The organism is Arsenicicoccus bolidensis DSM 15745, assembly GCF_000426385.1.
Lineage (GTDB): Bacteria > Actinomycetota > Actinomycetes > Actinomycetales > Dermatophilaceae > Arsenicicoccus > Arsenicicoccus bolidensis.
On the sequence record NZ_AUFG01000001.1, the window covers coordinates 1 to 22,828 of the forward strand.

General features: G+C 72.5%; 19 protein-coding genes and 1 other RNA gene. 10 read left to right on the top strand and 10 right to left on the bottom strand.

Annotated features, from left to right (window positions below; genetic code table 11):
• Positions 1 to 97: 97 nt before the first annotated feature.
• Positions 98 to 844 (bottom strand): YaaA family protein, encoded by a 747-nt coding sequence (locus tag K313_RS0100005; RefSeq protein ID WP_029209902.1) that lies wholly within the window; start codon positions 842 to 844, stop codon positions 98 to 100.
• 33 nt (positions 845 to 877) lie between these two features.
• Here K313_RS0100005 and K313_RS0100010 point away from each other — a divergent pair, with 33 nt between their 5' ends.
• The 5 genes from K313_RS0100010 (at position 878) to K313_RS0100025 (ending at position 6,392) form a co-directional block, all read left to right on the top strand.
• Positions 878 to 2,332, top strand: a complete 1,455-nt coding sequence (locus K313_RS0100010; RefSeq protein WP_034250908.1) for an RNB domain-containing ribonuclease — start codon at positions 878 to 880, stop codon at positions 2,330 to 2,332.
• 14 nt (positions 2,333 to 2,346) lie between these two features.
• Positions 2,347 to 2,719, top strand: an RNA gene (gene rnpB, locus K313_RS21890) — RNase P RNA component class A.
• A gap of 86 nt (positions 2,720 to 2,805) precedes the next feature.
• Entirely contained in the window at positions 2,806 to 4,311 is a 1,506-nt protein-coding gene (locus K313_RS21860; RefSeq protein WP_029209904.1) for a GGDEF domain-containing protein, read from the top strand.
• Positions 4,308 to 5,735 carry a GGDEF domain-containing protein gene (locus K313_RS0100020; RefSeq protein ID WP_029209905.1) on the top strand — a complete coding sequence of 476 codons (1,428 nt, stop codon included), beginning with the start codon at positions 4,308 to 4,310 and terminating at the stop codon, positions 5,733 to 5,735. The genes K313_RS21860 and K313_RS0100020 overlap by 4 nt, the downstream gene beginning before the upstream one ends.
• Positions 5,736 to 5,744: 9 nt before the next feature.
• Entirely contained in the window at positions 5,745 to 6,392 is a 648-nt protein-coding gene (locus K313_RS0100025) for an MBL fold metallo-hydrolase (RefSeq protein ID WP_029209906.1), read from the top strand.
• A 144-nt stretch (positions 6,393 to 6,536) separates the two neighbouring features.
• Here the strand turns inward: K313_RS0100025 and ppgK are convergent, their stop codons facing one another.
• Entirely contained in the window at positions 6,537 to 7,313 is a 777-nt protein-coding gene (gene ppgK / locus K313_RS0100030) for a polyphosphate--glucose phosphotransferase (RefSeq protein WP_029209907.1), read from the bottom strand.
• Positions 7,314 to 7,333: 20 nt separating this feature from the next.
• On the bottom strand, positions 7,334 to 8,203 hold the full coding sequence (gene map / locus K313_RS0100035) for a type I methionyl aminopeptidase (RefSeq protein WP_029209908.1): 870 nt from the start codon (positions 8,201 to 8,203) through the stop codon (positions 7,334 to 7,336).
• A 77-nt stretch (positions 8,204 to 8,280) separates the two neighbouring features.
• Between map and K313_RS0100040 the strand changes: the two genes are divergently transcribed.
• Entirely contained in the window at positions 8,281 to 8,496 is a 216-nt protein-coding gene (locus tag K313_RS0100040; RefSeq protein WP_029209909.1) for a hypothetical protein, read from the top strand.
• A 156-nt stretch (positions 8,497 to 8,652) separates the two neighbouring features.
• On the opposite strand, the gene K313_RS0100045 is transcribed toward K313_RS0100040, so the two are convergent.
• Positions 8,653 to 9,072 (bottom strand): SRPBCC family protein, encoded by a 420-nt coding sequence (locus K313_RS0100045; protein WP_029209910.1) that lies wholly within the window; start codon positions 9,070 to 9,072, stop codon positions 8,653 to 8,655.
• 176 nt (positions 9,073 to 9,248) lie between these two features.
• Here K313_RS0100045 and glnA point away from each other — a divergent pair, with 176 nt between their 5' ends.
• From glnA to K313_RS0100070, 4 genes are all read left to right on the top strand, one after another.
• Entirely contained in the window at positions 9,249 to 10,598 is a 1,350-nt protein-coding gene (gene glnA, locus K313_RS0100050; protein WP_029209911.1) for a type I glutamate--ammonia ligase, read from the top strand.
• An 8-nt stretch (positions 10,599 to 10,606) separates the two neighbouring features.
• The gene (locus K313_RS0100055; protein WP_029209912.1) at positions 10,607 to 13,657 is read left to right on the top strand and encodes a bifunctional [glutamine synthetase] adenylyltransferase/[glutamine synthetase]-adenylyl-L-tyrosine phosphorylase; all 3,051 of its coding nucleotides are present in this window, start codon (positions 10,607 to 10,609) and stop codon (positions 13,655 to 13,657) included.
• Between the two features lie 166 nt (positions 13,658 to 13,823).
• Positions 13,824 to 15,890, top strand: a complete 2,067-nt coding sequence (locus K313_RS0100065) for a PhoX family protein (protein WP_029209913.1) — start codon at positions 13,824 to 13,826, stop codon at positions 15,888 to 15,890.
• 238 nt (positions 15,891 to 16,128) lie between these two features.
• Positions 16,129 to 17,544: an MFS transporter gene (locus K313_RS0100070; RefSeq protein WP_051273947.1), complete on the top strand. Its 1,416-nt coding sequence runs from the start codon at positions 16,129 to 16,131 to the stop codon at positions 17,542 to 17,544.
• Positions 17,545 to 17,666: 122 nt separating this feature from the next.
• On the opposite strand, the gene K313_RS0100075 is transcribed toward K313_RS0100070, so the two are convergent.
• Genes K313_RS0100075 through citD form a run of 6 tightly spaced genes read right to left on the bottom strand, consistent with a single transcriptional unit; the run spans position 17,667 to position 22,809 of the window.
• A complete protein-coding gene (locus K313_RS0100075; protein WP_084412271.1) occupies positions 17,667 to 18,536 on the bottom strand; it encodes a diacylglycerol/lipid kinase family protein in 870 nt (289 codons plus the stop codon).
• Between the two features lie 39 nt (positions 18,537 to 18,575).
• The gene (gene citG / locus K313_RS0100080; RefSeq protein WP_029209916.1) at positions 18,576 to 19,499 is read right to left on the bottom strand and encodes a triphosphoribosyl-dephospho-CoA synthase CitG; all 924 of its coding nucleotides are present in this window, start codon (positions 19,497 to 19,499) and stop codon (positions 18,576 to 18,578) included.
• Positions 19,483 to 20,001 carry a citrate lyase holo-[acyl-carrier protein] synthase gene (citX, locus tag K313_RS0100085; protein WP_029209917.1) on the bottom strand — a complete coding sequence of 173 codons (519 nt, stop codon included), beginning with the start codon at positions 19,999 to 20,001 and terminating at the stop codon, positions 19,483 to 19,485. Before citX ends, citG begins: the two co-directional genes overlap by 17 nt.
• Positions 19,998 to 21,542: a citrate lyase subunit alpha gene (gene citF, locus K313_RS0100090; RefSeq protein ID WP_029209918.1), complete on the bottom strand. Its 1,545-nt coding sequence runs from the start codon at positions 21,540 to 21,542 to the stop codon at positions 19,998 to 20,000. Before citF ends, citX begins: the two co-directional genes overlap by 4 nt.
• Positions 21,539 to 22,462, bottom strand: a complete 924-nt coding sequence (gene citE, locus K313_RS0100095; RefSeq protein ID WP_205621779.1) for a citrate (pro-3S)-lyase subunit beta — start codon at positions 22,460 to 22,462, stop codon at positions 21,539 to 21,541. Before citE ends, citF begins: the two co-directional genes overlap by 4 nt.
• Positions 22,459 to 22,809, bottom strand: coding sequence for a citrate lyase acyl carrier protein (gene citD / locus K313_RS0100100; RefSeq protein WP_029209920.1), 351 nt, complete (start codon positions 22,807 to 22,809; stop codon positions 22,459 to 22,461). Before citD ends, citE begins: the two co-directional genes overlap by 4 nt.
• Between the last annotated feature and the right edge of the window lie 19 nt (positions 22,810 to 22,828).

Genomic DNA, 22,828 nt, shown 5'->3' on the forward strand with positions numbered 1-22,828 from the left:
CCTCGGGTAGGTCTATCGGCCTGGCGTGCGAAGTCGGGCGGATGTACCTACCTCGGGTAGGTCCATCGGCCTGGCGTGCGAAGTCGGGCGGATGTGACTACCTCGGGTAGGTGTCGAGGATCCAGGGGCGGCCGACGCGCTCCGGCGGCTCCAGCGCCACCTCGAACCCCGCCGCCAGGGCGTCCGCCAGAGCGCGTGGCGACCGCGGCGTCGCCGGCAGCTCGCAGATCGCCCGTGCGACCAGCCCACGCGTGTGCTTGGCCATGTGCGTGGCGCCGGGCACCCGCACGTGCACCCAGCGCCGGGCGAGCTCCCCCGATGGAGGCCAGGCTGCGGCATACGTGCTGGACCGGCAGTCGACGACCAGACCGGACCCGGCCGCGGCGGTGAGCACCGGGCCGACCCGCGGGCGCCACCACGTCGCGAGCGGCCCCAGCGAGCCGAGCCGCACACCCATCGACAGCCGGTATGGCGCCACGCGGTCGGTCAGGCGCAGCGCGCCGTGCAGCGCGGACTGGACCACCACGAACCTCCGGGCCCGCCGCAGCCCCGCCGCGTCGAGGGACGCGAGGTCCAGCGCGTCGTAGAGCACCCCCGAGTAGAGCTCGGCCACCGGCACCGCGGGCGCCGTGTCCAGGCGCAGGTTGCGGGCGATCTCATCGGTCAGCCCGGGCGACACGCCGAGCGCGTCGGCAGCATCGGGCCGTCCGGACACCGCAGCGAGCTCGCGCACCACGTCGAGCCGCGCCGGCGTCAGCTCCGGCCAGGACAGCGACTCGGGGCGCCAGCGCCGACCCCGGGCGCGGGACGACTTCGACTCCGACGGGGGCAGCAGGATCAGCACCGGGACAGCCTAGGGCCCCCTAGAGTGACCTCCATGGCTGCGACCCGCACGATCCTGACCTCTGAGCCCGGCGGTGACGAGCTGCACCGCGCGTTCGACGAGATCCGCGCCGAGCTCGACGTCCCGGGGGAGTTCCCCGCCGAGGCGCTGGCCGAGGCGGAGCAGGCCGCCGCGCGCCCGGTCCGGGTCGGCGCGGACCTGACCGCGCTCCCGTTCATCACCATCGACCCCGAGGGATCGATGGACCTCGACCAGGCCATGCACCTGGAGCGGGACGGTGCGGGCGGGGTGCGCGTGCTCTACGCCATCGCCGACGTGCCGGCCTACGTGCGCCCGGGTGGCGCCATCGACACCGAGGCCAGGCGTCGCGGCCAGACGATCTATGCCCCCGACCGCCGGACGCCCCTGCACCCCACCCGGCTCAGCGAGGACGCGGCGAGCCTGCTGCCCGGCGTCGAGCGGCCGGCCTTCGTGTGGGACCTGCGCGTCGACGCCGACGGTGACGTCCGCCTCGAGTCCCTCGACCGCGCCATGGTGCGCTCCGCGGCGCGGCTCGACTACGACCAGGTGCAGCGCGACCTCGACGCAGGCACCGCCGACCCGATGCTCGGGCTGCTGCGCGACGTGGGTCTGGCGCGGCAGGCGCAGGAGCGGGCCCGCGGCGGCGCCAGCCTCCCGATGCCCGAGCAGGAGGTCAACGGCGACGCCGAGCACGGCTACCGCCTCGAGCTGCGACCCCTCGCCCCGGTCGAGGACTGGAACGCCCAGATCTCCCTCATGACCGGCATGGCGGCGGCCGAGGTCATGCTCGCGGCCGGCGTGGGGATCCTGCGCACCATGCCTCCCGCCGACGAGCGCGACGTGGCGCGGCTGCGTCGCCAGTGCGCGGCGCTGGGGGTGCCCTGGGCCCCCGGCCAGCCGTACGGCGAGATGCTCCAGTCCCTGGACCGCACCGACCCTCGGCATCTCGCGATCATCCACGCCGCCACGACGCTGTTCCGCGGCGCGTCCTACACGCCCTTCGACGGGGCCGCGCCCGAGCAGGCCCGCCACGCCGCGCTGGCCGCCAGCTATGCCCACGTCACCGCTCCGCTGCGGCGCCTGGTCGACCGGTTCGGCCTCGTCGTGTGCGAGGCCGCCGTGGCAGGCACGGACGTCCCCGACTGGGCGCGGGCGGCGCTGCCCACCCTCCCCGAGCTCATGCGGTCCTCGGACCGTCGCGCCAAGGCCGTCGAGCGCGCCTGCACCGACGCCGTCGAGGCCGCCGTGCTCGCACCCCGCGTGGGGGAGACCTTCACCGCGAGCGTCGTCGACCTCTCCGACAAGGGACCCTCCCTCGTGCAGCTCGTCGACCTGCCCGTGCTGGCTCCCTGCGCCGGTGACGACCTCGAGCTGGGGAGCACCCTCGAGGTCCGTCTCGTCGAGGCGTCGGTGGAGCGACGTCGGGTGGCCTTCGAGGCGGTGGGCGCGGCGTCATACGGCCGGTAGACTCTGCCCCGGGATGAGTCGGTCGGGCGATCGCGTCACCGTCATGGTGCCGAGGAACGTCCGGGCTTCGAAGGGCAAGGTGGTGGCTAACGGCCACCCGGGGCGACCCGCGGGACAGTGCCACAGAGAACAGACCGCCAGGACGTTCGCAGAGCGGCCTGGTAAGGGTGAAACGGTGGTGCAAGAGACCACCAGCGCCGTGGGTGACCACGGCGGCTAGGTAAACCCCACCTGAAGCAAGCTCAGACAGTGCGCGTCCGAGGGCTGCCCGCCCGAGCGCACGGGTAGAGCGCTCGAGGTGGCCGGCAACGGCCACCCTAGATGGATGATCGCCCATCCCCGGGAGACCGGGGTGGACAGAACCCGGCGTACAGACCGACTCATCCCGCCCACGGGCCGGTCACGGGATGACTACACTGCGTAGTCCAGGGGTCTGCGGTAGCCATCCGCAGACCCGCGAAAGCGAGGTTTCCGTGGGTCGTTGGTCGGTCTCCCTCGGCCTGGGTGGCTTCTACCTCCTGCTCGCCGTCGTCGACCTCGTCACCTCGAGGACCGGGTGGGGCATCGACCCCGACCGGACGGTGCGGTTCGGCGTCTACGCCTCCGCCTACCTGGTGCTGCTCGCCTCGATCGCGTGGGCCCTGCGGCAGCACCCGTCCCGGCGCAACGCCTTCACCTATGCCCTGCTCGTCGCGTGGGCCGTCTACGCCGTCGGGGACTACGTCAGCGACCTCACGGCCGACCTCGTCTACGGCCACGACCGCCAGCTGGCCGACCCCGGTGACGCTCTCATGCTCGGCGCCTACACGATCGCCCTCACCGGATACGTGCAGCTGGTGGCCCGGGCACGCGAGCGCCTCAACCTCGCCCGGACCCTCGACACGCTCATCCTGACCGTGGCCCTCGGCACCCTCGCCTGGATCACGCTCGTCGTGCCGGGCCTGCGCTCGCCGCTGTTCCAGGGCCAGCCGTCCTCCGCCGTCGTCTGCGCCCTCTTCCCGATCCTCGACCTCGTCCTGCTGGCCGTGGGCGTGATCAGGGTGATGTCACGCGCCCCGGTCAGCTGGGGGGCGATCATCGGTCTGGCCTGCCCGGCCCTGCTCCTGGTGGGTGACTGCCTGGACTTCGCCAACCTCATCCGCGACCGCCAGGCGCCGGACGCCGCCCACGTGGCGTGGGTCCTGGCCTACGGGGCGGTCGCCGCCGCCGTCAACGCGCCCGTGGGCGCGAACGTCGGCTCGAGCGGGCGAGAGCTCGACGCCCGGCTCACCGCCCGCCACCACGTGCCCTGGTTGTTCGGGATGGGGATGCTGCCCGTCGGCGTCTACGGCTGGCAGCTGGCGGGCGCCGCGGGCGACGGCTCGGTGCCGGACGGCTCTGCCCTGTCGGTGTCGATGCTGCTGATGTTCGGGCTCGTGGTGGCCCGGGCGGCCGGCATGATGCGCACCTCGGACCAGCAGTCCGAGGTCCTCGAGGTGCTCGCCCGCAACGACCACCTCACCGGGCTGCCCAACCGGCGCACAGGTGACGCCGAGCTGGGCCGGGCCCTGGTCCGGGTCGAGCAGACCGGGGAACCCCTGAGCGTCACGATCATCGACCTCGACCGGTTCAAGGCGTTCAACGACAGCTTCGGTCACCACGCGGGCGACGAGCTGCTCGTCGGGTGCGCCCACCGGTGGAGCGACCTGCTCGGGCCGGCGGAGGTGCTGGCCCGCTACGGCGGTGAGGAGTTCGTGCTGATCACCGTGGGCCTGCCGACGTCGGCGGTCCTCGACCTGGTGGACCGGCTCAGGGCGGCCACGCCTCGCCAGCAGACCTTCTCGGCCGGGGTGACCCAGTGGCAGCGGGGGGACTCGGACGCGGACCTCGTGGCCCGCGCCGACGAGGCGTTGTATGCCGCCAAGGCCAACGGCCGCGCCCGGACCTACCTGTGGGAGACGCGGGACGCATCCCTCGACGCGGGGGAGGGTTCGAGGTGACGGAGCGTCCGCTGGTCTTCCGCGTCGCGGCGATGGTCGCAGCGGGCGTCCTCGTGACCTACCTGTGGCTGCCCGTCGAGCATCGGCTCGACCTGGCGACGGTCGCCATCGCGGTCGTCCCGCTCACTTTCCTCGCCGGCATCCTGCTCTATCGCCCTCCGGGCCGCGCCATCTGGTGGACCTTGCTGGTCGGGACCGCGGCGTGGGGGATCCTCAGCCTGCCGCTGCCCCTGATGCGCGCGGAGCTCGTGGGCGGCGTGCTGGTGGGTGACGTGATGTCCATCGTCGGCTACGTCGTCGTCATCGCGGGTGTCGTGTCGGCCTCGGGACGGGTCACCAGCGAGGCCGCGCGCAGCGTGGCGCTCGACGGGACGATCTTCGGCCTCGGGTGTGCCGCCGTCATCTGGTCCTTCGCCGCCGAGACCCAGGCGACCGAGTCGCCGATCGCCTTCACCACCGTGACGTCGCCGCTGCTCGACCTCCTCGTCATCATCGCGGCGAGCCGGATCGTGCTGACGTCGGGCGGCGCGCCATCGCCCGTCCTGCTCGTCCTGGGCATGAGCGCCATGACGGTGGGAGACGTCCTGCAGCTGGCCGACCCCATCCGGGTCCAGGGTGGCTCCTCGAGCGCGGTGTTCTGGTACGTCGTGAGCGCGTTCGTCGCAGGCCTGGGGGCCCTGCACCCGTCCATGGCGCGGTTCGCCGGGCGGTCCCGCAGGCCGTCCGCCGGTCTCGAGCGGATCCAGCTCACGGTCCTCGCGGTCGCGGCGGTGATGCCGCCGCTGATGCTGCTGCGCGAGCACGACCGACCGCAGGGCCTCAGCGCCTGGCCGCTGCTGCTGATGACGGCGGTGGTCTTCGGGCTGGTCATGCTGCGGCTGGGCCGGATGATGCGGCTGGTCGACCAGCAGCGCGGCCAGCTGCAGGCCCTGGCCCGGACGGATCACCTGACGTCCCTGCCCAACCGGCGCACAGGCGAGGCGCAGATGCACCGGATGGTGGCGGAGGCGGTCGAGCAGGACGTGTCACTGGTGGTCGCCCTGCTCGACCTCGACCACTTCAAGGGGTTCAACGACCTGCACGGCCACCCGGCCGGCGACCGGTTGCTCGAGACGACCGCGTCCGCGTGGCGCCGCAGCCTGCCCCCGGACGTCTTCCTCAGCCGCCACGGCGGCGAGGAGTTCCTCATGCTGGCCAAGGGGCGTCACCCGGACAACGTGCGCCTCCTGCTGGAGGGGCTGCGCGGAGCGGCCCAGACCGGCCAGACCTTCTCCGGCGGCGTGGCGGTGTGGGACGGCATCGAGAGCGTCGCGGCGATGGTGGCCCGCGCCGACGTCGCCCTGTATGCCGCCAAGGCCGGGGGACGCGACGCGGTGCGGTTCTCCGAGGTGCGTCCCGTGGTGCTGCAGGGGGTCGACGCCTAGGGTTGAGGCATGCGCCTGACACATCTCGGACATGCCTGTCTCCTGGTCGAGATCGCCGACCAGCGCATCCTGGTCGACCCGGGCACCCTGGCCCGCGGCTGGGAGGAGCTGCGCGATCTCGACGCCGTCGTCGTCACCCACCAGCACCCCGACCACCTGGACCCCGACCGGCTTCCCGCGCTGCGCGAGGGCAACCCCGACGCGGCGTGGTACGTCGAGGCCGAGGCCCGGGACCTGGTGGAGGTGCCCGGCTCGGTGCCCTTCGTGGGCGGCGACGAGGTGCGGGTCGGCGACGTCTCCCTGCGCGGCGTGGGTGAGCAGCACGCCGTGATCAACGAGCTCATCCCGCGGATCCGCAACACCGGCGTGGTCATCAGCGCGGTCGGCGAGCCGACGGTCTTCCACCCCGGCGACGCCTACGACGCCGAGCCCGGTCCGGTCGACGTCCTCGCGATGCCGCTCAACGCGCCGTGGTGCGCGAGCAAGGAGACGGTCGCCTTCGTCCGGCGCATCGCGCCGAGGTATGCCGTCCCGGTGCACGACGGGCTGCTCGCACCCGCCGGTCGCGGCATCTATCTCGATCACGCGACGAGGTTCAGCCCCGAGCGGACCGAGGTCGTGGACCTCGCCGGCGGGGACGCCCGCGACTTCACCTGAGCCCGCCGGCATCACCTGAGCCCGCTGGCATCACCTGAGCCGGAGGACGTCATACCCGCCGGGGGCGAAGGCATCAGCCTGGGGGACGAACCCCGGTGGATGCCTCGGCCGCCGGCGGGTCCGGATGCCCTTGCCGGCGCCGGGTCAGTGGCGGCGGGCCGCCTCGTCCGCAGCCAGCGTCGCCGCGCCCACGATGCCCGCGCTGTTGAGCAGCGTCGCCGGGATGATCGGGGTGCGCAGGTCGAGCAGCGGCAGGAACTTCTTGGCCTTCTTGGAGACGCCGCCGCCGACGACGAACAGGTCCGGCCACAGCAGGTCCTCCAGGTGGGAGTAGTAGCGCTGCAGCCGCTCGGCCCACTCCTCCCAGGAGAGGTCCTCAGCCTCGCGCACGCCGTTGGCCGCCTGGGTCTCGGCGTCGTGGCCGTCCAGCTCAAGGTGCCCCAGCTCGGCGTTGGGGATCAGGACGCCGTCGTGGATCAGGGCGATCCCGATGCCGGTGCCGAGCGTCGTGAGGATGACGAAGCCGTCCTTGCCCTTGGCCGCGCCGTAGCGCACCTCGGCGATGCCCGCCGCGTCGGCGTCGTTGACGACGTGCACGTCCCGGCCGAGCCGCTTCGTGAACAGCGCGTCGGCGTCGCAGTCGATCCAGCGCTTGTCGATGTTGGCCGCCGAGCGGACGACGCCGTGGGTCACGACGCCGGGCACGGTGATGCCGACCGGCGCGTCGGGACCGACCTCGTCCAGCTGGTCGATGATCTGCGCGATCACGTCGGCGACCGCCTCGGGGGTCGAGTCCTCGGGGGTGGGGATCCGGACCCGCTCGGCGGCGAACTCGCCGGTCTCGAGGTCGACAGGGGCTCCCTTGATGCCGCTGCCCCCGACGTCGATGCCGAGGGGGAGGCTGGTGCTGCGTGAGGTCATGGGATCCAGCGTATGACGACTCACACCGCCGTCAGGATCTCCGCACCGTTGTCGGTCACGACGATGGTGTGCTCGAACTGCGCGGAGCGGCTCAGGTCGGCGGTGACGACGGTCCAGCCGTCGTCCCACAGGTCCCAGTCGCTGCCACCCCCGAGCGTCAGCATCGGCTCGACGGTGAAGGTCATGCCGGGCTCGATGACGGTGTCGTAGGCGGGCGCCGCGTCGTAGTGCGGGATGATCAGGCCGCTGTGGAACTCGGTGCCGATCCCGTGCCCGGTGTAGTCCCGCACCACGCCGTAGCCGAACCGCCTGGCGTAGGACTCGATGACGCGACCGATCACGTTGACCTCGCGCCCCGGGCGCGCCGCCTTGATGCCGCGCATCATCGCCTCGTGGGTGCGCTCGACCAGGAGGCGGGACTCCTCGTCCACGTCCCCGACGAGATAGGTCGCGTCGGTGTCCCCGTGCACGCCGTCCACGAAGACGGTCACGTCGAGGTTGACGATGTCGCCGTCCTCGAGCGGGCGCGAGTCGGGGATGCCGTGGCAGATGACCTCGTTGACGCTGGTGCACAGCGACTTGGGGAAGGCCTTGTAGCCGAGGGGCGAGGGATAGGCGCCCGCGTCGCAGACGAACTCGTGCACCACGCGGTCGATCTGGTCGGTCGTGACGCCCGGCGCGACCAGCTCGGCGCCGACGGCCATGGCCTCGGCCGCGATCCGTCCGGCGACGCGCATGCGCTCGATGGTCTCGGCGTCCTTGACCAGCCGGTCGCCGTCCTCGCGGATGTCCTGCCCGCGGTCGACGTAGTGCGGACGCTCGATCTGGGAGGGGACGGCGCGACGTGCGGAGACGCGGCCGGGGACGACGGCGGCAGGGCTGATCGACATAGGCTGCAGTCTAGGGAGCCGCGCGGGCGGCACCCCAATCAGGACGCACGACCGCCAGCTCGAGGAGGAGACCGACGATGGCCTACTGGTACAACGTGAAGACGAACCAGGTGGAGACCGACCAGGATCGCTCGCGCGACGAGGACGTCATGGGACCCTACGGCTCCGAGGCCGAGGCCCGCGAGGCACTGACGACCGCGCGCTCGCGCACCGAGGCATGGGACGAGGAGGACGAGCGCCGGGCCCGCGAGGACGGCGACGAGCCGGACGCGCCCGGCACCCTCGGCCTCTGACCCTGGTCGATGCCGGGCTGACCCACCCACGTATGCCGGGAGCCGGCCACCCCCGCACGGGGTGGCCGGCTCCTGCCGTGCCTGCCGCAGGCCGTGCCCGGGGCCGTGACTGGGGCCCTGACTGGGGCCCTGGCCGCCGGGGCGACGCCCCTCGACTCAGAGCGCGTCCTGCTCGATCCGCTCCAGGGCCGTCTCCCAGCGCGCCTTGAGCGCGTCCCGGTCGGCGCCGGGATGCAGGTTGCTGTGGGTGACGTCGAGGCGGGTGCTGGACTCGCCGTCCTTGGCGAGGTCCAGCTCGACCACGGAGGCAGGGGAGTCGGCGGAATCGTCCGGGTGCCAGGAGAACCTGATCTGCTCGAGGGGGTGGAAGCTGCGGGCCACGCCGTGCGACCCGTCCTTGGCGCGCCAGGGCTCTCCCTTGCTGCCGAGCTCTCCACCCTCGCCGAGGAGGGCCTCCGCACCGTGCGGCTTCATGAGGACGTTCCAGACGCTGTCGATGGGGTGGGACACCACGCGGCTCACGCTCACGGTGGTGTCCACGGCCTTGTCGACCGACTCGCTGCTCTGCTCTGCCATGGCGGACCTCGATCCGTTTCCGATCCTCGTCGACCGGTCCGGGGTGAACCGGCGTGCTGTCACACTACTCCCGGGCCTGGTGGTCGGCAGGGCGGGGTCCCTCTGCCGCCGGGCCGTCCGCGACACGCCAGCGCGCCCGTAACGCGGGCGAAACAAGTGTGGGGGAGGCTGGGGTCATGAATCGCCAGGAGGAGTTCGTCCTGCGTTCCATCGAGGAGCGCGACATCCGGTTCGTACGACTGTGGTTCACCGACGTGCTCGGCACGTTGAAGTCGGTGGCCATCTCGCCGGCGGAGCTGGAGACGGCCTTCGCCGAGGGCATCGGCTTCGACGGGTCGGTCATCGAGGGGCTGGCCCGGGTCAACGAGGCCGACATGCTCGCCAAGCCGGACCCCACGACCTTCCAGGTGCTGCCGTGGCGGGGCGAGTCCCCGGGCACCGCCCGCATGTTCTGCGACCTGCACTCCACCGACGGGCAGCCGTCGCTGGCGGATCCGCGCCACGTCCTGCACCGCACGCTGACCAAGGCGGCGGACATGGGCTTCACGTTCTACGTCCACCCCGAGATCGAGTTCTTCCTCTTCGAGCAGGAGGGCGACGGGTCGCGGCGCGTGAGCAACCCGCCGCGCCCGATCGACCAGGGCGGCTACTTCGACCACCTCCCGCAGGGCACCGCGCACGACTTCCGCCGGGCCGCGATCACCATGCTGGAGTCGATGGGCATCTCGGTGGAGTTCAGCCACCACGAGGGCGCCCCGGGCCAGAACGAGATCGACCTGCGCTACGCCGACGCGATGAGCATGGCCGACAACATCATGACCTTCCGCACGGTCATCAAGGAGGTCGCGCTGGAGCACGGGGTCTACGCCTCCTTCATGCCCAAGCCCCTGACCGAACACCCGGGCTCGGGCATGCACACCCACGTCTCGCTGTTCGAGGGCGACAACAACGCCTTCTACGAGCCGGGGTCGCGCTACCAGCTGTCCAAGGTGGGGCGGCAGTTCGTCGCCGGCATGCTGCGCCACGCGCCCGAGCTCACCGCCGTGACCAACCAGTGGGTCAACTCCTACAAGCGGCTGTGGGGCGGCGGCGAGGCACCCGCCTACGTCTGCTGGGGGCACGCCAACCGCAGCGCGATGGTCCGCATCCCGCTCTACAAGCCCAACAAGGGCCAGGCGACCCGGGTCGAGATCCGCACCCTCGACACCGCCGCCAACCCCTACCTCGCCTACTCCGTGCTCCTCGCCGCCGGCCTCAAGGGCATCGAGGAGGGCTACGAGCTGCCGGAGGAGGCCGAGGACGACGTCTGGGCGCTCACGGACTCGGAGCGGCGTGCCCTCGGGATCGAGGCGCTGCCCCGGTCCCTCGGCCGCGCCATCGACGCGATGGAGCGATCCGACCTGGTCGCCGAGACGCTCGGCGAGCACGTCTTCGAGTTCTTCCTGCGCAACAAGCGCCAGGAGTGGGAGGAGTACCGCTCCCAGGTGACCCCCTTCGAGCTCGAGCGCCTGCTCCCGCGGCTCTGACCGGTCGTATGACGAGCGCCCAGCCCACGTCGCAGCCCGCCGCCACGTCGCGGGCGACCTCGGCCACGGGCGCGCTCGCCCGCCAGGGCTTCCAGGACCCGTCGCGGGCCCAGACGCTGCTCGACGACCCCGCCGTGATGACGCTGGTGGGGGACGCCCGCGACGAGCTCGTCGGCTCCCTGCGGACGACGGCGGACCCCGACCTGGCGCTGCTCTCGCTGGTCCGGCTGTCCGAGGCCCTGACCGGCGACGGCCGTGACCGGGGGCCGGCCGGTGACCTCGGCCGGGCGCTGCGCGAGGACCCCGCGGGTCGCGACCGGCTGCTGCACGTCCTGGGGGCGTCGTCCGCGCTCGGCGACCACCTCGTGTCCCACCCGCAGGACTGGCGGCGGGCGGTCGGTGCCTCCCGGCATACGGCCGAGGAGCTCGTCGCCGTCATGACCGATGCGGTCCGGGACCTCCCCACGGACAAGGCGCACGACGCCATCCGCGCGACCTATCGCCGTGAGCTGCTGGCCATCACCGCGCTGGACATGACCAGCGACGACCCGCTCATGACCCTGCCCGACACCGCCCGCTCGCTCGCCGACCTGGCCGCCGCGGCGCTGGAGGCCGCGCACGTCGTGGCCTGCGCCGAGACCGAGGGCTCCGAGAGCGTGCGCCTGTCGGTGATCGGCATGGGCAAGTGCGGGGGGCGCGAGCTCAACTACGTCAGCGACGTCGACGTGATCTTCGTGTGCGAGCCGGCCGACGAGGGGGTCGAGCCCGGCAGCCCCGAGGAGATGGAGGCGATGCGCGTCGGCACCCAGGTCGCGAGCGCGCTCATGCGCGCGTGCGCGTCCTCGACCGCCGAGGGCTCCCTGTGGCCGGTCGACGCGGCGCTGCGCCCCGAGGGCAAGAACGGCCCGCTGGTCCGCACGGTCGCGAGCCACCTGCACTACTACCAGCGCTGGGCCAAGACCTGGGAGTTCCAGGCGCTGCTCAAGGCGCGGCACGTGGCGGGCGACGCCGAGCTGTCCCGGCGCTACCTCGACGCGGTCACCCCCCTCGTGTGGGAGGCGTCGTCGCGGGACAACTTCGTCGAGGACGTCCAGGCGATGCGCCGCCGCGTGGAGCAGCACGTCCCGGCCAAGGAGGCCGACCGGCAGCTCAAGCTCGGTCCTGGCGGGCTGCGGGACGTCGAGTTCAGCGTCCAGCTCCTGCAGCTCGTGCACGGTCGCCTGGACCCGAGCCTGCGCTCGGGCACGACCCTCGAGGCCCTGGCCACGCTCGCCCGCGGCGGCTACGTCGGGCGCGACGACGCTGCGGTCCTCGACGAGGCCTATCGGCTGCTCCGGTCGCTCGAGCACCGGATCCAGGTCTATCGGCTGCGGCGCACCCACCTGATGCCGACGGCCGAGGCCGAGCTGCGCCGGCTGGGCCGGTCCCTGCACCAGGACGGCGACCCCGCCACCGTCGTCGTCAAGGAGTGGCAGCGCCGGGCCCGCGAGGTGCGCCGGCTGCACGAGCGCCTCTTCTACCGGCCGCTTCTATCCGCCGTCGCCCGGCTGTCCGCGAGCGAGGGGCGGCTCACGCCGGAGGCCGCCGGCGACCGCCTGGCCGCCCTGGGCTTCCGCGACCCGCGCGGGGCGCTGCGCCACCTGGAGGCGCTGACCGAGGGACTCTCCAGACGAGCCGCCATCCAGCGGACCCTGCTCCCCGTCATGCTCGGGTGGTTCGCCGACGGCGCCGACCCCGACGCGGGCCTGCTGTCCTTCCGCAAGGTCAGCGAGGAGCTGGGCACCACCCACTGGTACCTCAAGATGCTGCGCGACGAGGGCAGCGCCGCCCAACGGCTCGCCCACGTCCTGTCCTCCAGCCGGTTCGCCTCCGAGCTGCTCGAGCGCACCCCGCACGCCGTCGCCGTCCTCGGCGACGACGTGGGCCTCACCCCCCGTTCCCTGCAGTCGCTGCGCACCGTCATGCGGTCCGCGGCGCAGCGCAAGGACACCCCCGAGGACGCGATGCTCGCGGTGCGGGGCGTGCGACGTCACGAGCTCTTCCGCGTGGCCGTCGCCGACCTCGTGGGCCTGCTCCCGCTGGCCGACGTCGGCGAGGCCCTCACCGCGATCACCTCCGCGACGCTGGAGATCGCCCTCGAGACCGCGGTCCACAAGGTCGAGATGGAGCTGCGCGAACCCCTCGGCACCCGGCTGCTGGTCGTGGGGATGGGCCGGCTCGGCGGGTCGGAGCTCGGCTACTCCAGCGACGCCGACGTCATGTTCGTCCATGAGCCCGAGGAGGGCACCCCGCACGACGAGGCCGAGCTCCAGCGCCGGGCCACCGCCGTCGTGCAGGAGCTGCGGCGCCTCACCGCCTGGGGCGGCCCGGAGCCGGCCGTCGGCGTCGACGCGGACCTGCGGCCCGAGGGCAAGAGCGGCCCCCTCGTGCGGAGCCTGGAGTCCTACCGCACCTACTACGAGCGCTGGGCCCTGACGTGGGAGCGCCAGGCGCTGCTGCGGGCGCGCCCGGTCGCCGGCGACGCCGGGCTGGGGGAGCGGTTCGTCGCCCTCGTCGACCCCCACCGCTACCCCGACGGCGGGCTCGGCGCGACGCAGCTGCGCGACATACGCAAGCTCAAGGCCCGGATGGAGAGCGAGCGGCTGCCACGGGGGGCCGACCGCCGGACGCACCTCAAGCTCGGCACCGGCGGGCTGAGCGACGTCGAGTGGACCGTCCAGGTGATCCAGCTGCAGCACGGCCACGACGTGCCCGCCCTGCGGACCACCGGCACCCTGCCCGCCATCGAGGCCGCACGCGCGGCCGGGCTGCTCGCCGACGGCGAGGCCAACCTGCTCACCGAGGCCTGGGGGTCCGCCTCGCACCTGCGCAACGCCGGGATGCTCTGGCGCGGGCGTCCCGTGGAGAGCGTGACCACCGACGCGCGGGACGCGGACGGGATCGCGCGGATCATCGGGCGGGGGCCCGGCGAGGGCGGGCTGCTCGTGGACACCTACCTGCGCATCGCGCGCCAGGCCAGGGTCGTCGTCGATCGCCGGTTCTACGCCCACGAGGAGTGACCCCTCACGCATCGTGACGGGTGCTCACGCGGTCTCGGGCGCTTTCACGGAGCGTTCACCTGGCATCCACCTCGGGCACCTCCCCGGCGCCGGTGGGGCTGGCTAGGTTCGGCGCGAACGCCCGGTCCAGGCCGGCGTCCCTCCACCCCCTCGCACCGATCGGGAGATCACCGTGACCCACGAGCGCACCCTGCTGCCCATGGCCGGCATCGCGCACGCCAACCGCAGCGCCGTCACCTGCCACCTCCGCTGCGGCGACGCCTGCTCCAGGCCCATCCCCAACGACTCGACCCACGAGACCTTCGCCGAGGTTGCCGGCGCGGCGCTCTCCCGCCGCTCCGTCCTCGGTGGCGCGGGCGCCCTGGCGCTGGCCTTCGGGGCCGTCGCGACCGCCACCGCCGAGCCTGCTGCCGCCCTGGTGGACGCCAAGGACGACGGGCGCGGCAAGGGCAAGGGCAGGGCCGCCCGACGGGTCTCCGGACTGTCCTTCATCGGCATCGCCCCGGTCCCCGAGGACGTCGACCGCCTCACCGTGCCCGGCGGCTTCACCTATGCCCCGATCATCCGGTGGGGCGACCCGATCCTCAAGGGTGCCCCGATGTTCGACCCCGAGAACCAGTCGGCCGAGGCGCAGGCCATGCAGTTCGGCTACAACAACGACTACACCAACGTCATCGTGACCGACAAGCACGGCAAGAAGGCCCTGCTGGTCTGCAACCACGAGTACACCAACGAGAACATCATGTTCCCGCCCACGATGGACCCGACCGAGGTCGTCCGGACCGCCTGGGCCGCTCACGGGTTGTCCGTCGTCGAGCTCACCCGCCCCGCGCGCGGCGAGCGCTGGACCTACCGTCGCGGCGGGCGCCTCAACCGCCGCATCACCCTGGACACGCCCTTCGCCGTCGACGGCCCCGCCGCCGGCAGCCCGCTGCTGCGCACCAAGGAGGACCCGACCGGTCGCACCGTGCGCGGCACGATGAACAACTGCTCCGGCGGCACCACCCCGTGGGGGACGGTCCTGTCCGGCGAGGAGAACTTCAACCAGTACTTCAAGGCCGAGGGGACCTCCAAGGAGGAGAAGCGCTACGGCCTGTCCTCGACGCAGGACACCCGCGGCTGGGCCAAGGTCGACCCCCGCTGGGACGCCCGCACCGCCGACTTCCGCAACGAGCCCAACCGCTTCGGCTGGATCGTCGAGGTCGACCCGATGGACCCGACCTCCACGCCCGTCAAGCACACCGCGATGGGCCGGTTCAAGCACGAGGGCGCCAACGTCATCGTCGCCGACGACGGTCGCGTCGTGGCGTACATGGGCGACGACGAGAAGCTCGACTACATCTACAAGTTCGTCTCCCGGCGCCGCTACGACGCCCGCCCCGGCAACGCCGCGCGCAAGAACAACCTGCGCCTGCTGTCCGAGGGCGACCTCTACGTCGCGCAGTTCAACGGCGACGGCATGGAGGACAAGGTCAGCGACGGCTCCGGCGAGTGGATCGCCCTCACCAAGGGTGGCCGGTCCATGGTCAAGGGCTTCACCCTCGAGGAGGTCCTCGTCTACACCCGCCTGGCCGCCGACGCGGCCGTGGGCTCCAACGGCAAGGGCCCGACCAAGATGGACCGCCCCGAGGACGTCGAGCCCAACCTCGTCACCGGCCGCATCTACGCCGCCTGCACCAACAACTCCGACCGCGGCAAGACCGGCAAGGCAGGTGTCGACGAGGCCAACCCGCGTCCGCTCAACAAGGACGGTCACGTCGTCGAGATCACCGAGGTCGGCGGGGACCACACCGGTCGCCGCTTCACCTGGGACCTCGTCCTGATCTGCGGTGACCCCAAGACCGCCGGCACCTACTTCGGTGGCTACACCGGACCGGTCGCCCCGATCGCCTGCCCCGACAACGTGGCCTTCGACAGCCGCGGTGACCTGTGGATCTCCACGGACGGCATGCCGAGCGCCCTGAAGTACGACGACGGCCTGTTCCACGTCGAGCTGGGTGGGCCTGAGCGGGGTCGCGTCACGCAGTTCCTGGCGGTGCCGGCCGAGGCCGAGACCTGCGGCCCGGTCATCCACGACCGCGACGGCTCGGTCTTCGTGGCCGTGCAGCACCCGGGCGAGGACGGCACCTGGGCCGACCAGCACTCGTTCTTCCCCGACTACGTCAAGCAGTCCGGTCGCGGCCGCTTCGCCGGCCCGCGCCCGACCGTCGTGCAGGTGACCCGCATCGGCTGACCGAGAGCCACCTGCTCTCGGCCGTATGCCGTATGCCGACCGCCCGGCGCCCCGTCGGATCCTCGTGATCCGGCGGGGCGCCGCCGTGCGTGGGCGATCCGAGCGTTCGCTGTCCGGACGGGTGTCCGTGATTCGGACACCCTCTTTCCTACCGGCGGGTCCGTCTGTCTACTGTCCTCGGCTCGCGTCGGGACCCGTCCCCCACGAGGCGCCCATCCGACGACGAATGGACCGTCCCATGACCGATCAGCACGGCGACTCGGTCGCCGCCCAGGACCGTGAGCCCGCCGGCGCCCACAGCCCCCGCAAGGCCGCGGCCAGCGGCTTCATCGGCAGCGCCCTGGAGTACTACGACTTCTTCATCTACGCGCAGGCGGCCTCGCTCGTCTTCCCGGAGATCTTCTTCCCCAAGGGCAACCCCACCGTGGCGATCGTCGCCTCCCTGGCGACCTACGGTGTTGGGTACGTCGCCCGGCCCATCGGCGCGTTCTTCCTCGGCCGGTGGGGCGACCTGCACGGCCGCAAGAACGTCCTCGTGCTCTGCATGCTCCTCATGGGTGTCTCCACCATGGCGGTCGCGCTCCTGCCGACCTACCAGCAGGTGGGCATCCTCGCTCCGATCCTGCTGGTCGTCCTGCGCCTGGTCCAGGGCTTCGCCGTCGCCGGCGAGATCTCCGGTGCCTCCTCGATGATCGTGGAGCACGCACCCTTCGGACGCCGCGGCTACTTCGCGTCGTTCACCCTGCAGGGCACGCAGTTCGGCCAGATCCTGGCGGCCGCCGTGTTCCTGCCCCTCGCGGCGGTGATGAGCGAGGACTCCTTCAACAGCTGGGGCTGGCGCATCCCGTTCCTCATGAGCGCCTTCGTCATCATCGCGGGATGGTACATCCGGCGCAGCGTCGAGGAGTCGCCGGCCTTCGTGGAGGAGCTGGAGGAGGGGCAGCTGCCCGAGTCGCCCATCGTCGGGGCGTTCCGCCACTCGTTCGCGGACATGGTGCGGGTCATGTGCATGGCGCTGATGAACGTCATCCCCACCGTGGCGACGATCTTCGGGGCGGCGTACGCCGTGCAGAAGTCCTACGGGGTGGGGTTCGACAAGGACGTCTACCTGTGGATCCCGGTCATCGGCAACGTCGTGGCCTGCATCCTGATCCCGTGGGTGGGCTCGTTGTCGGACCGCATCGGGCGGCGGCCGCCGATCATCGTCGGCGCCCTCGGGTCGGGGCTGCTGGCCTACTTCTACCTCTCGGCCATCAGCAACCACAACGTCGTCCTCGCGATCGTCATGTCCATCCTGATGTGGGGGATCGTCTACCAGGGCTACAACGCCACCTTCCCCGCGTTCTACCCCGAGCTGTTCCCGACCAAGACCCGGGTGTCGGCGATGGCGATCTCGCAGAACATCGGCACGATGATCACCGCCTTCTTCCCGGCGCTGTTCGCCGCGCTCGCGCCTCCGGGGTCCACGGGCATCCCGCTCAAGATCGGCGCCTTCGCCTTCGTCGTGACCTGCATCGCGGCCATCGCGGCGTTCTCGGCGCGCGAGACCTACAACATCCACCTCGACGACCTGGGTCGGCCGGACGCGCAGCCGATCCCGCGCGAGGAGTACCTCCGCCTGCGCGCGGAGGCCGGAGGCACGCCCCTGTCGTGAGCCGACGCTGAGGTGCGGGTGCCGGAGACGTCGCGAGCCAGGTGCCACCCACCAGGGGTGTGCCCGGGAGGTCCTATGCCGGACGCCGCGGACCGTGCGGGCGGCGTCCGGCACGCGGCCGCTCAGCGAGCGGGCCCGAGCAGCCGCACGGCTCCAGGCCGCACGCGGATCGTGCAGGGCGTGGTCCCCACCCGCTCACCGTCGGCATAGACGGGCACGGGGTCGGGGGTCTCGAGCCGCAGCGAGCGGGCCCGGCGGTGCTGCACGGCGCGCGAGGCGATGGGCCGCCTCAGCAGCGTGGCGACCAGGCTCGCGACGAAGCCGCCCCACGTCCGTGCGTCATAGCTGACGACGTCGAGCAGACCGTCGTCGGCCTCGGCCCCGGGCGCGACCAGGATGCCGCCGCCCTGGCTGCTCGTGATCGCGATCGACACCATCCACGCGTCGACCGGTGTGGCCGCACCGTCGATGACGTGCACGACCCTCGTGGGCCGCACCCGCGGCAGCAGCGCCACGGCCGCGGCGACGTAGATGAAGGGGCCGCGACTATGCACGCGGTTGGCCTGCTCGTTGATGGCGGCGGTGAAGCCCAGCGTCGCGATCGTGAGGAAGACCTGGCCGTCGACGTCCCCCAGGTCGATCGGCCGCTCGGTCCAGGACGCCGTCGCCCGCGCCGCGCGGACCGGGTCCAGGGGGATGCCCAGGTGGCGGCACAGGTCGTTGCCGCTGCCGCCGGGCAGGGGAGCGATGACGGACCCGGACCTCGACGCGCCCGCAGCGGCGGCCCGCAACGTGCCGTCGCCACCCAGCACGACCACCACGTCGTCCGGCCGTGCGGCGGCGGCGATGGCGGTGACGTCCTCCAGGGACCGGCTGGCGACGACGGTGGCGTCGGCATACGGCCCGGGGAGAGCCCGTCGGACCTGCTCGGCGAGGCCGGCCCGTCGCCGAGCTGCCCGGCAGGCCGGGTTGACCAGCAGGGTCACGCTCATGCGGGGGGCCTTCGGGCGGTCGGACGGGTCGGCGTCAGCCTAGTCGTCGCCGCTCGGCAGGTGGGCGAGGAAGTGGGTCACGGCCAGCAGGTCGGCGCACCCCCCGGGGCTGAGCCGACGAGCCGTGAGGTCCGCATCGAGCCGGCAGAGGCGGGTGAGGGCGTCCGGAGCCCGGACCCCACCGGTCTCGAGGAGCTCATGAGCGCTGCGCTGGACGTGCCGCAGCCCGTCGAGGGAGCCGTCCTTGACGAGGGTGGTGTCGTCGGTCGTCGCCAGCAGCACCAGCAGCGCCTGCAGCAGCGCCGCCCGCTGATCGCCCCGGTCCTCGAGGACCGCCCGGTAGGCCGGGAGGGCACGCAGGCGGACGGACGCGTAGCCGCTCGCCGCCTCACCCCGCGCACCCGCGAGCCGGTGCTGCACGAAGGCGACCTCGCCAAAGGTGCCGGGCCGGTCCACCGAGGGCAGCTCGACCTCGACGAGGGGGCGCGCCATCCGGCCGGCGAGGGCCGTGAGGGTGTGGACGGTGACGGGGAGCCCGCCCGCCGCCAGCCGGCCGGCGCAGCCCAGCAGCAGACCGAAGGCGAAGACGGCTCCCTTGTGCGTGTTGACCCCACGGGTGGCCGCGAACATCGCGTCCTCGCAGCCCATGCCGGGGCGCCGGAGCCGCTCGAGGAAGCGGGCCGGCCCGTCGCGGTGGCCCGCGCGACCGGTCTCGTGCAGGACCGGGAACCACGGCGAGATCGCGTCGATGCTCGCCCGGAAGGTCTCGACGTCCATGTCGTCGTGCGACGCGCACGACGTGGGGTCGACGAGACCGGGCTTGGGGCTCAGCTCCACCTCGGCCAGCAGGGCCTCCGTCGCGAGCCGGGAGAGGCGACGGGCCTGGTCGCGGTCGTGCAGGGCGGTCACCGTGGCCTCCTGGGAGCTCATGGAGGTCGGGATCTGCTCAGCGGTGGGCAGCACGGAGCGCCTCCACCGCGGTGGTCAGGTCGGCCAGGTCGTGGGCCCGGGAGCGCGCGCAGGCGTGAGCCGGCTCCGCGCAGACCAGGCAGCGTCGAGGCGCCCGGCCCAGGGAGGTGCGCGAGACGGTCCGCTCGCCGTCGTGGACGTCGAGGTCCCACAGCCGCCCGCCGGGGCACGAGTCCTCCAGCCCGACCAGCACCCGCTTGACGGTGGTGGCGTCACCGGTCGGGACGTCCAGGACCAGGTGCGCCTCGGGCCCGGCGGCGCCGTCGCGCTCCTCGCGGTCGAGCACCGGCCAGCCCAGCTCGGCGGCCTGTCCCCGCAGCGCCGTGACCGCCCGGTCCCTGATCCGCACCAGGGTGGGCGAGCTCTTGACCGGTCCTGGCGTGACGAGCGTGACGCCGACGACCACCGACCCCGGGTGGCGTCCCTGGAGGGAGCGACGCCGACGGACCCGGTCGTCGCGGGCGGCGAGCAGCTGCGCCGGGGTGGTCGTGATCACGGCGCGAGCACCTGCCGCACGACGTCGATGACGCTCCCGTCGCGGTAGCGCACGACCCCGACCACCTGGTCACCGCGCTCGATCGGACGGGGCACACCGGTGATCGACACGGCCCGTTCGTAGAGCTGGTGGATGGTCGTCACGGGCAGGCCCGCAGCTCGGAGCCGTTCCTCGACGTCTGGGCGCGCCGGGTTGACCGCGATGCCGTGGTCGGTGACGAGCACGCCGATCGTCTCCCCGGGGGTCACCCTCGTGGTGACCTTGTCGACCACCACGGGGATGCGAGACCGGATCAGGGGCGCGACGACGACGGCGAGGTTGGCACCGGCCGCCACGTCGCAATGCCCGCCGCTCGCACCCATCATGAGTCCGTCGGACCCGGTGATGACGTTGACGTCGAAGTCGAGGTCGATCTCGAGGGCCGAGAGGATGACCACGTCCAGCCCGTCGGAGCAGGCGCCCTTGGAGAACGGGTTGGCGTACTCGTTGGCGCTGATCTCCCGGTGGTCGGGGTTCTCGGCGAGCGACTGGGCCGCGACCGTGTCGAAGTCCTGCACGTCCAGGATGCGCCGCACCAGACCCTGGCGGTGCAGGTCGACCATGCCACCCGTGATGCCACCGAGGGCCCACCCCGCGCTGATCCCCTGGTGGCGCATGCGAGGTCCGAGGAACTGCGTCACCGCGGTGGCACTCGCGCCCGAGCCGGTCTGCATCGAGAAGCCGTCCTCGAAGCACCCCGAGTGCTCGATGACGTCCGCGGCGAGGCGGGCGATGAGCAGTTCCTTGGGGTCCTTGGTGAGGCGCGCGGCCCCCACCGAGATCTTGGACGGGTCGCCCACCTCGTCGACCACCACGACGTGGTCGACCCGGTCCTGGCTGATGCTCACCGGGGTGTTGGGATAGGGGACGATCTCCTCCGTGAGCATGACGACCTTGTCGGCGTGCTCGGCATCGACCATCGCGTAGCCCAGCGACCCGCAGTGCGACCGCCCGGTGACGCCGTTGGCGTTGCCCATGGCGTCGCACGCCGACACCCCCAGGAAGGCCACGTCGAGGCGCAGCTCGCCGGACGTCACGAGAGCGGCCCGTCCGCCGTGGCTGTGGATCATGACCGGGTGCTCCAGCAGCCCCCCGCTGATGCGCCGGGCGAGCTCGCCGCGCATGCCCGACGTGTAGATCCGGGTGATGACGCCGTCCTGCACGTGCCGCACCAGGGGCGCGTGGCAGCGGTTGAGCGAGCTGGAGGCCAGGGTCAGGTCCCGCAGGCCCATCCGGGCGATGGTGTCGACCACGAGGTTGATGCTCTTGTCGCCCTCGCGGAAGTGGTGGTGGAAGGAGATGGTCATGCCGTCGCGCAGCCCGCTGGCCTCGATGGCCTCCTCCAGGCTGCGGCGGACCTTGCGGCCCAGGGGGTCGGGCGCCATGAGGTGGGGCGTCGTGCGGGCCCATCCGGCATACGGCCGCAGTCCCTGGCCAAAGGCCGCGAGGTCGGGCAGGTCATCGGGCGCAGGGTGGGTGACGGGCAGGTCGGTGGCGGTCATGCGTGACGCTCCTGGCGACGGACGCCCGAGGCGTCGGCGAAGGCGATGGTGCGGCGGGCGGCGACGATGATCGGGGCGTCGATCATCTTGCCGCCGAGGGAGACGACGCCGAGGCCGTCGCGCTCGGCCTTCTCGGCCGCCGCGACGACGACCTGGGCGTGGGCCAGCTCGTCCTCGGTGGGGGCGAAGGCCTCGTGCAGCAGGGGGACCTGTCGCGGGTTGACGAGGGACTTGCCGTTGAACCCGAGCCGCTTGATCAGCTCGACCTCGGCGAGGAAGCCCTCCTCGTCGTTGACGTCCGACCACACCACGTCGTAGGCCGCGATGCCCGCCACCCGAGCGGCGTGCAGGACGGCGCACCGGGCGTAGAACAGCTCGGTTCCCTCGCGGCTCCGCGTCGTCTGCAGATCGATGACGTAGTCGAAGCCGGCCAGGGCGATGGACACCATCCGCGGGCTCGCGTGGGCGATCTCGACGGCGTTGACCACCCCGCTCGCCGACTCGATCGCCGCCATGAGCCGGGTGGAGCCGACCTCGCGCCCGCAGTCCCGCTCGACGTCCTCCACCTCGTGCTCGAGCTCGCGGATGTCGTCGGCGGAGTCGGTCTTGGGGAGCCGGATCGTCCGGGCGCCGGCGCGCACGCACGCCTCGAGGTCGTCGCGGCCGTAGGGCGTGTCCAAGGGGTTGATGCGGACGACCGTGTCGGTGCCCGCGTAGACCGGGGACTGCAGCGCGTGGAAGACCATGAGCCGCGCCGAGTCCTTCTCGCGGAGGGCGACGGCGTCCTCGAGGTCGAACATGATGGCGTCCGCGCCGTAGACGTAGGCCGTGCTCATCATCGAGGCATTGGACCCGGGGACGAACAGCATGGAGCGGTGGCGCATGGCCCCGGGATCGCGCATGGTCGCAGCGGTGATCATGCCTGCGCCCCCTCCTCGTCATCGCTGCCGTCAGGTGCACCCTCGGCGGCCTGCAGCGTCGTCCAGTCGAGGGGGACGCCGCAGCCGCGCACCAGCGCGGCCTGCAGCCGCGCCCGGATCGCCCAGTCGAGCGCCCCCTTGTCCTCGATCGTGATGCGACCGGCGGTAACGCCGAGCGCGGACACCACCTCGTCGACCACGGCCCGGATCTGGTGGCCGAACTGCGCCAGCACCGCGCTGCTGACGTCGATCTCCAGCCCGTCCTCCCCGTCCGGCGGGGGAGCGACCCTCACCATCACGTCGCTCGACTCGAGCGTGCCCGCGATGGCGTCCTGGGCGATGCGCATGACGACCTCCTTGTCGTGG

What these genes read in the sequence shown, in the direction of transcription:
- citD (WP_029209920.1), bottom strand. Translation starts at nt 22,809, where the DNA reads ATGCGCATCGCCCAGGACGCCATCGCGGGCACGCTCGAGTCGAGCGAC.
- K313_RS0100075 (WP_084412271.1), bottom strand. Translation starts at nt 18,536, where the DNA reads ATGAGCGTGACCCTGCTGGTCAACCCGGCCTGCCGGGCAGCTCGGCGA.
- K313_RS0100055 (WP_029209912.1), top strand. Translation starts at nt 10,607, where the DNA reads ATGACGAGCGCCCAGCCCACGTCGCAGCCCGCCGCCACGTCGCGGGCG.
- K313_RS0100045 (WP_029209910.1), bottom strand. Translation starts at nt 9,072, where the DNA reads ATGGCAGAGCAGAGCAGCGAGTCGGTCGACAAGGCCGTGGACACCACC.
- K313_RS0100010 (WP_034250908.1), top strand. Translation starts at nt 878, where the DNA reads ATGGCTGCGACCCGCACGATCCTGACCTCTGAGCCCGGCGGTGACGAG.
- citE (WP_205621779.1), bottom strand. Translation starts at nt 22,462, where the DNA reads ATGATCACCGCTGCGACCATGCGCGATCCCGGGGCCATGCGCCACCGC.
- K313_RS0100040 (WP_029209909.1), top strand. Translation starts at nt 8,281, where the DNA reads ATGGCCTACTGGTACAACGTGAAGACGAACCAGGTGGAGACCGACCAG.
- citF (WP_029209918.1), bottom strand. Translation starts at nt 21,542, where the DNA reads ATGACCGCCACCGACCTGCCCGTCACCCACCCTGCGCCCGATGACCTG.
- K313_RS0100025 (WP_029209906.1), top strand. Translation starts at nt 5,745, where the DNA reads ATGCGCCTGACACATCTCGGACATGCCTGTCTCCTGGTCGAGATCGCC.
- K313_RS0100070 (WP_051273947.1), top strand. Translation starts at nt 16,129, where the DNA reads ATGACCGATCAGCACGGCGACTCGGTCGCCGCCCAGGACCGTGAGCCC.
- map (WP_029209908.1), bottom strand. Translation starts at nt 8,203, where the DNA reads ATGTCGATCAGCCCTGCCGCCGTCGTCCCCGGCCGCGTCTCCGCACGT.
- glnA (WP_029209911.1), top strand. Translation starts at nt 9,249, where the DNA reads ATGAATCGCCAGGAGGAGTTCGTCCTGCGTTCCATCGAGGAGCGCGAC.
- ppgK (WP_029209907.1), bottom strand. Translation starts at nt 7,313, where the DNA reads ATGACCTCACGCAGCACCAGCCTCCCCCTCGGCATCGACGTCGGGGGC.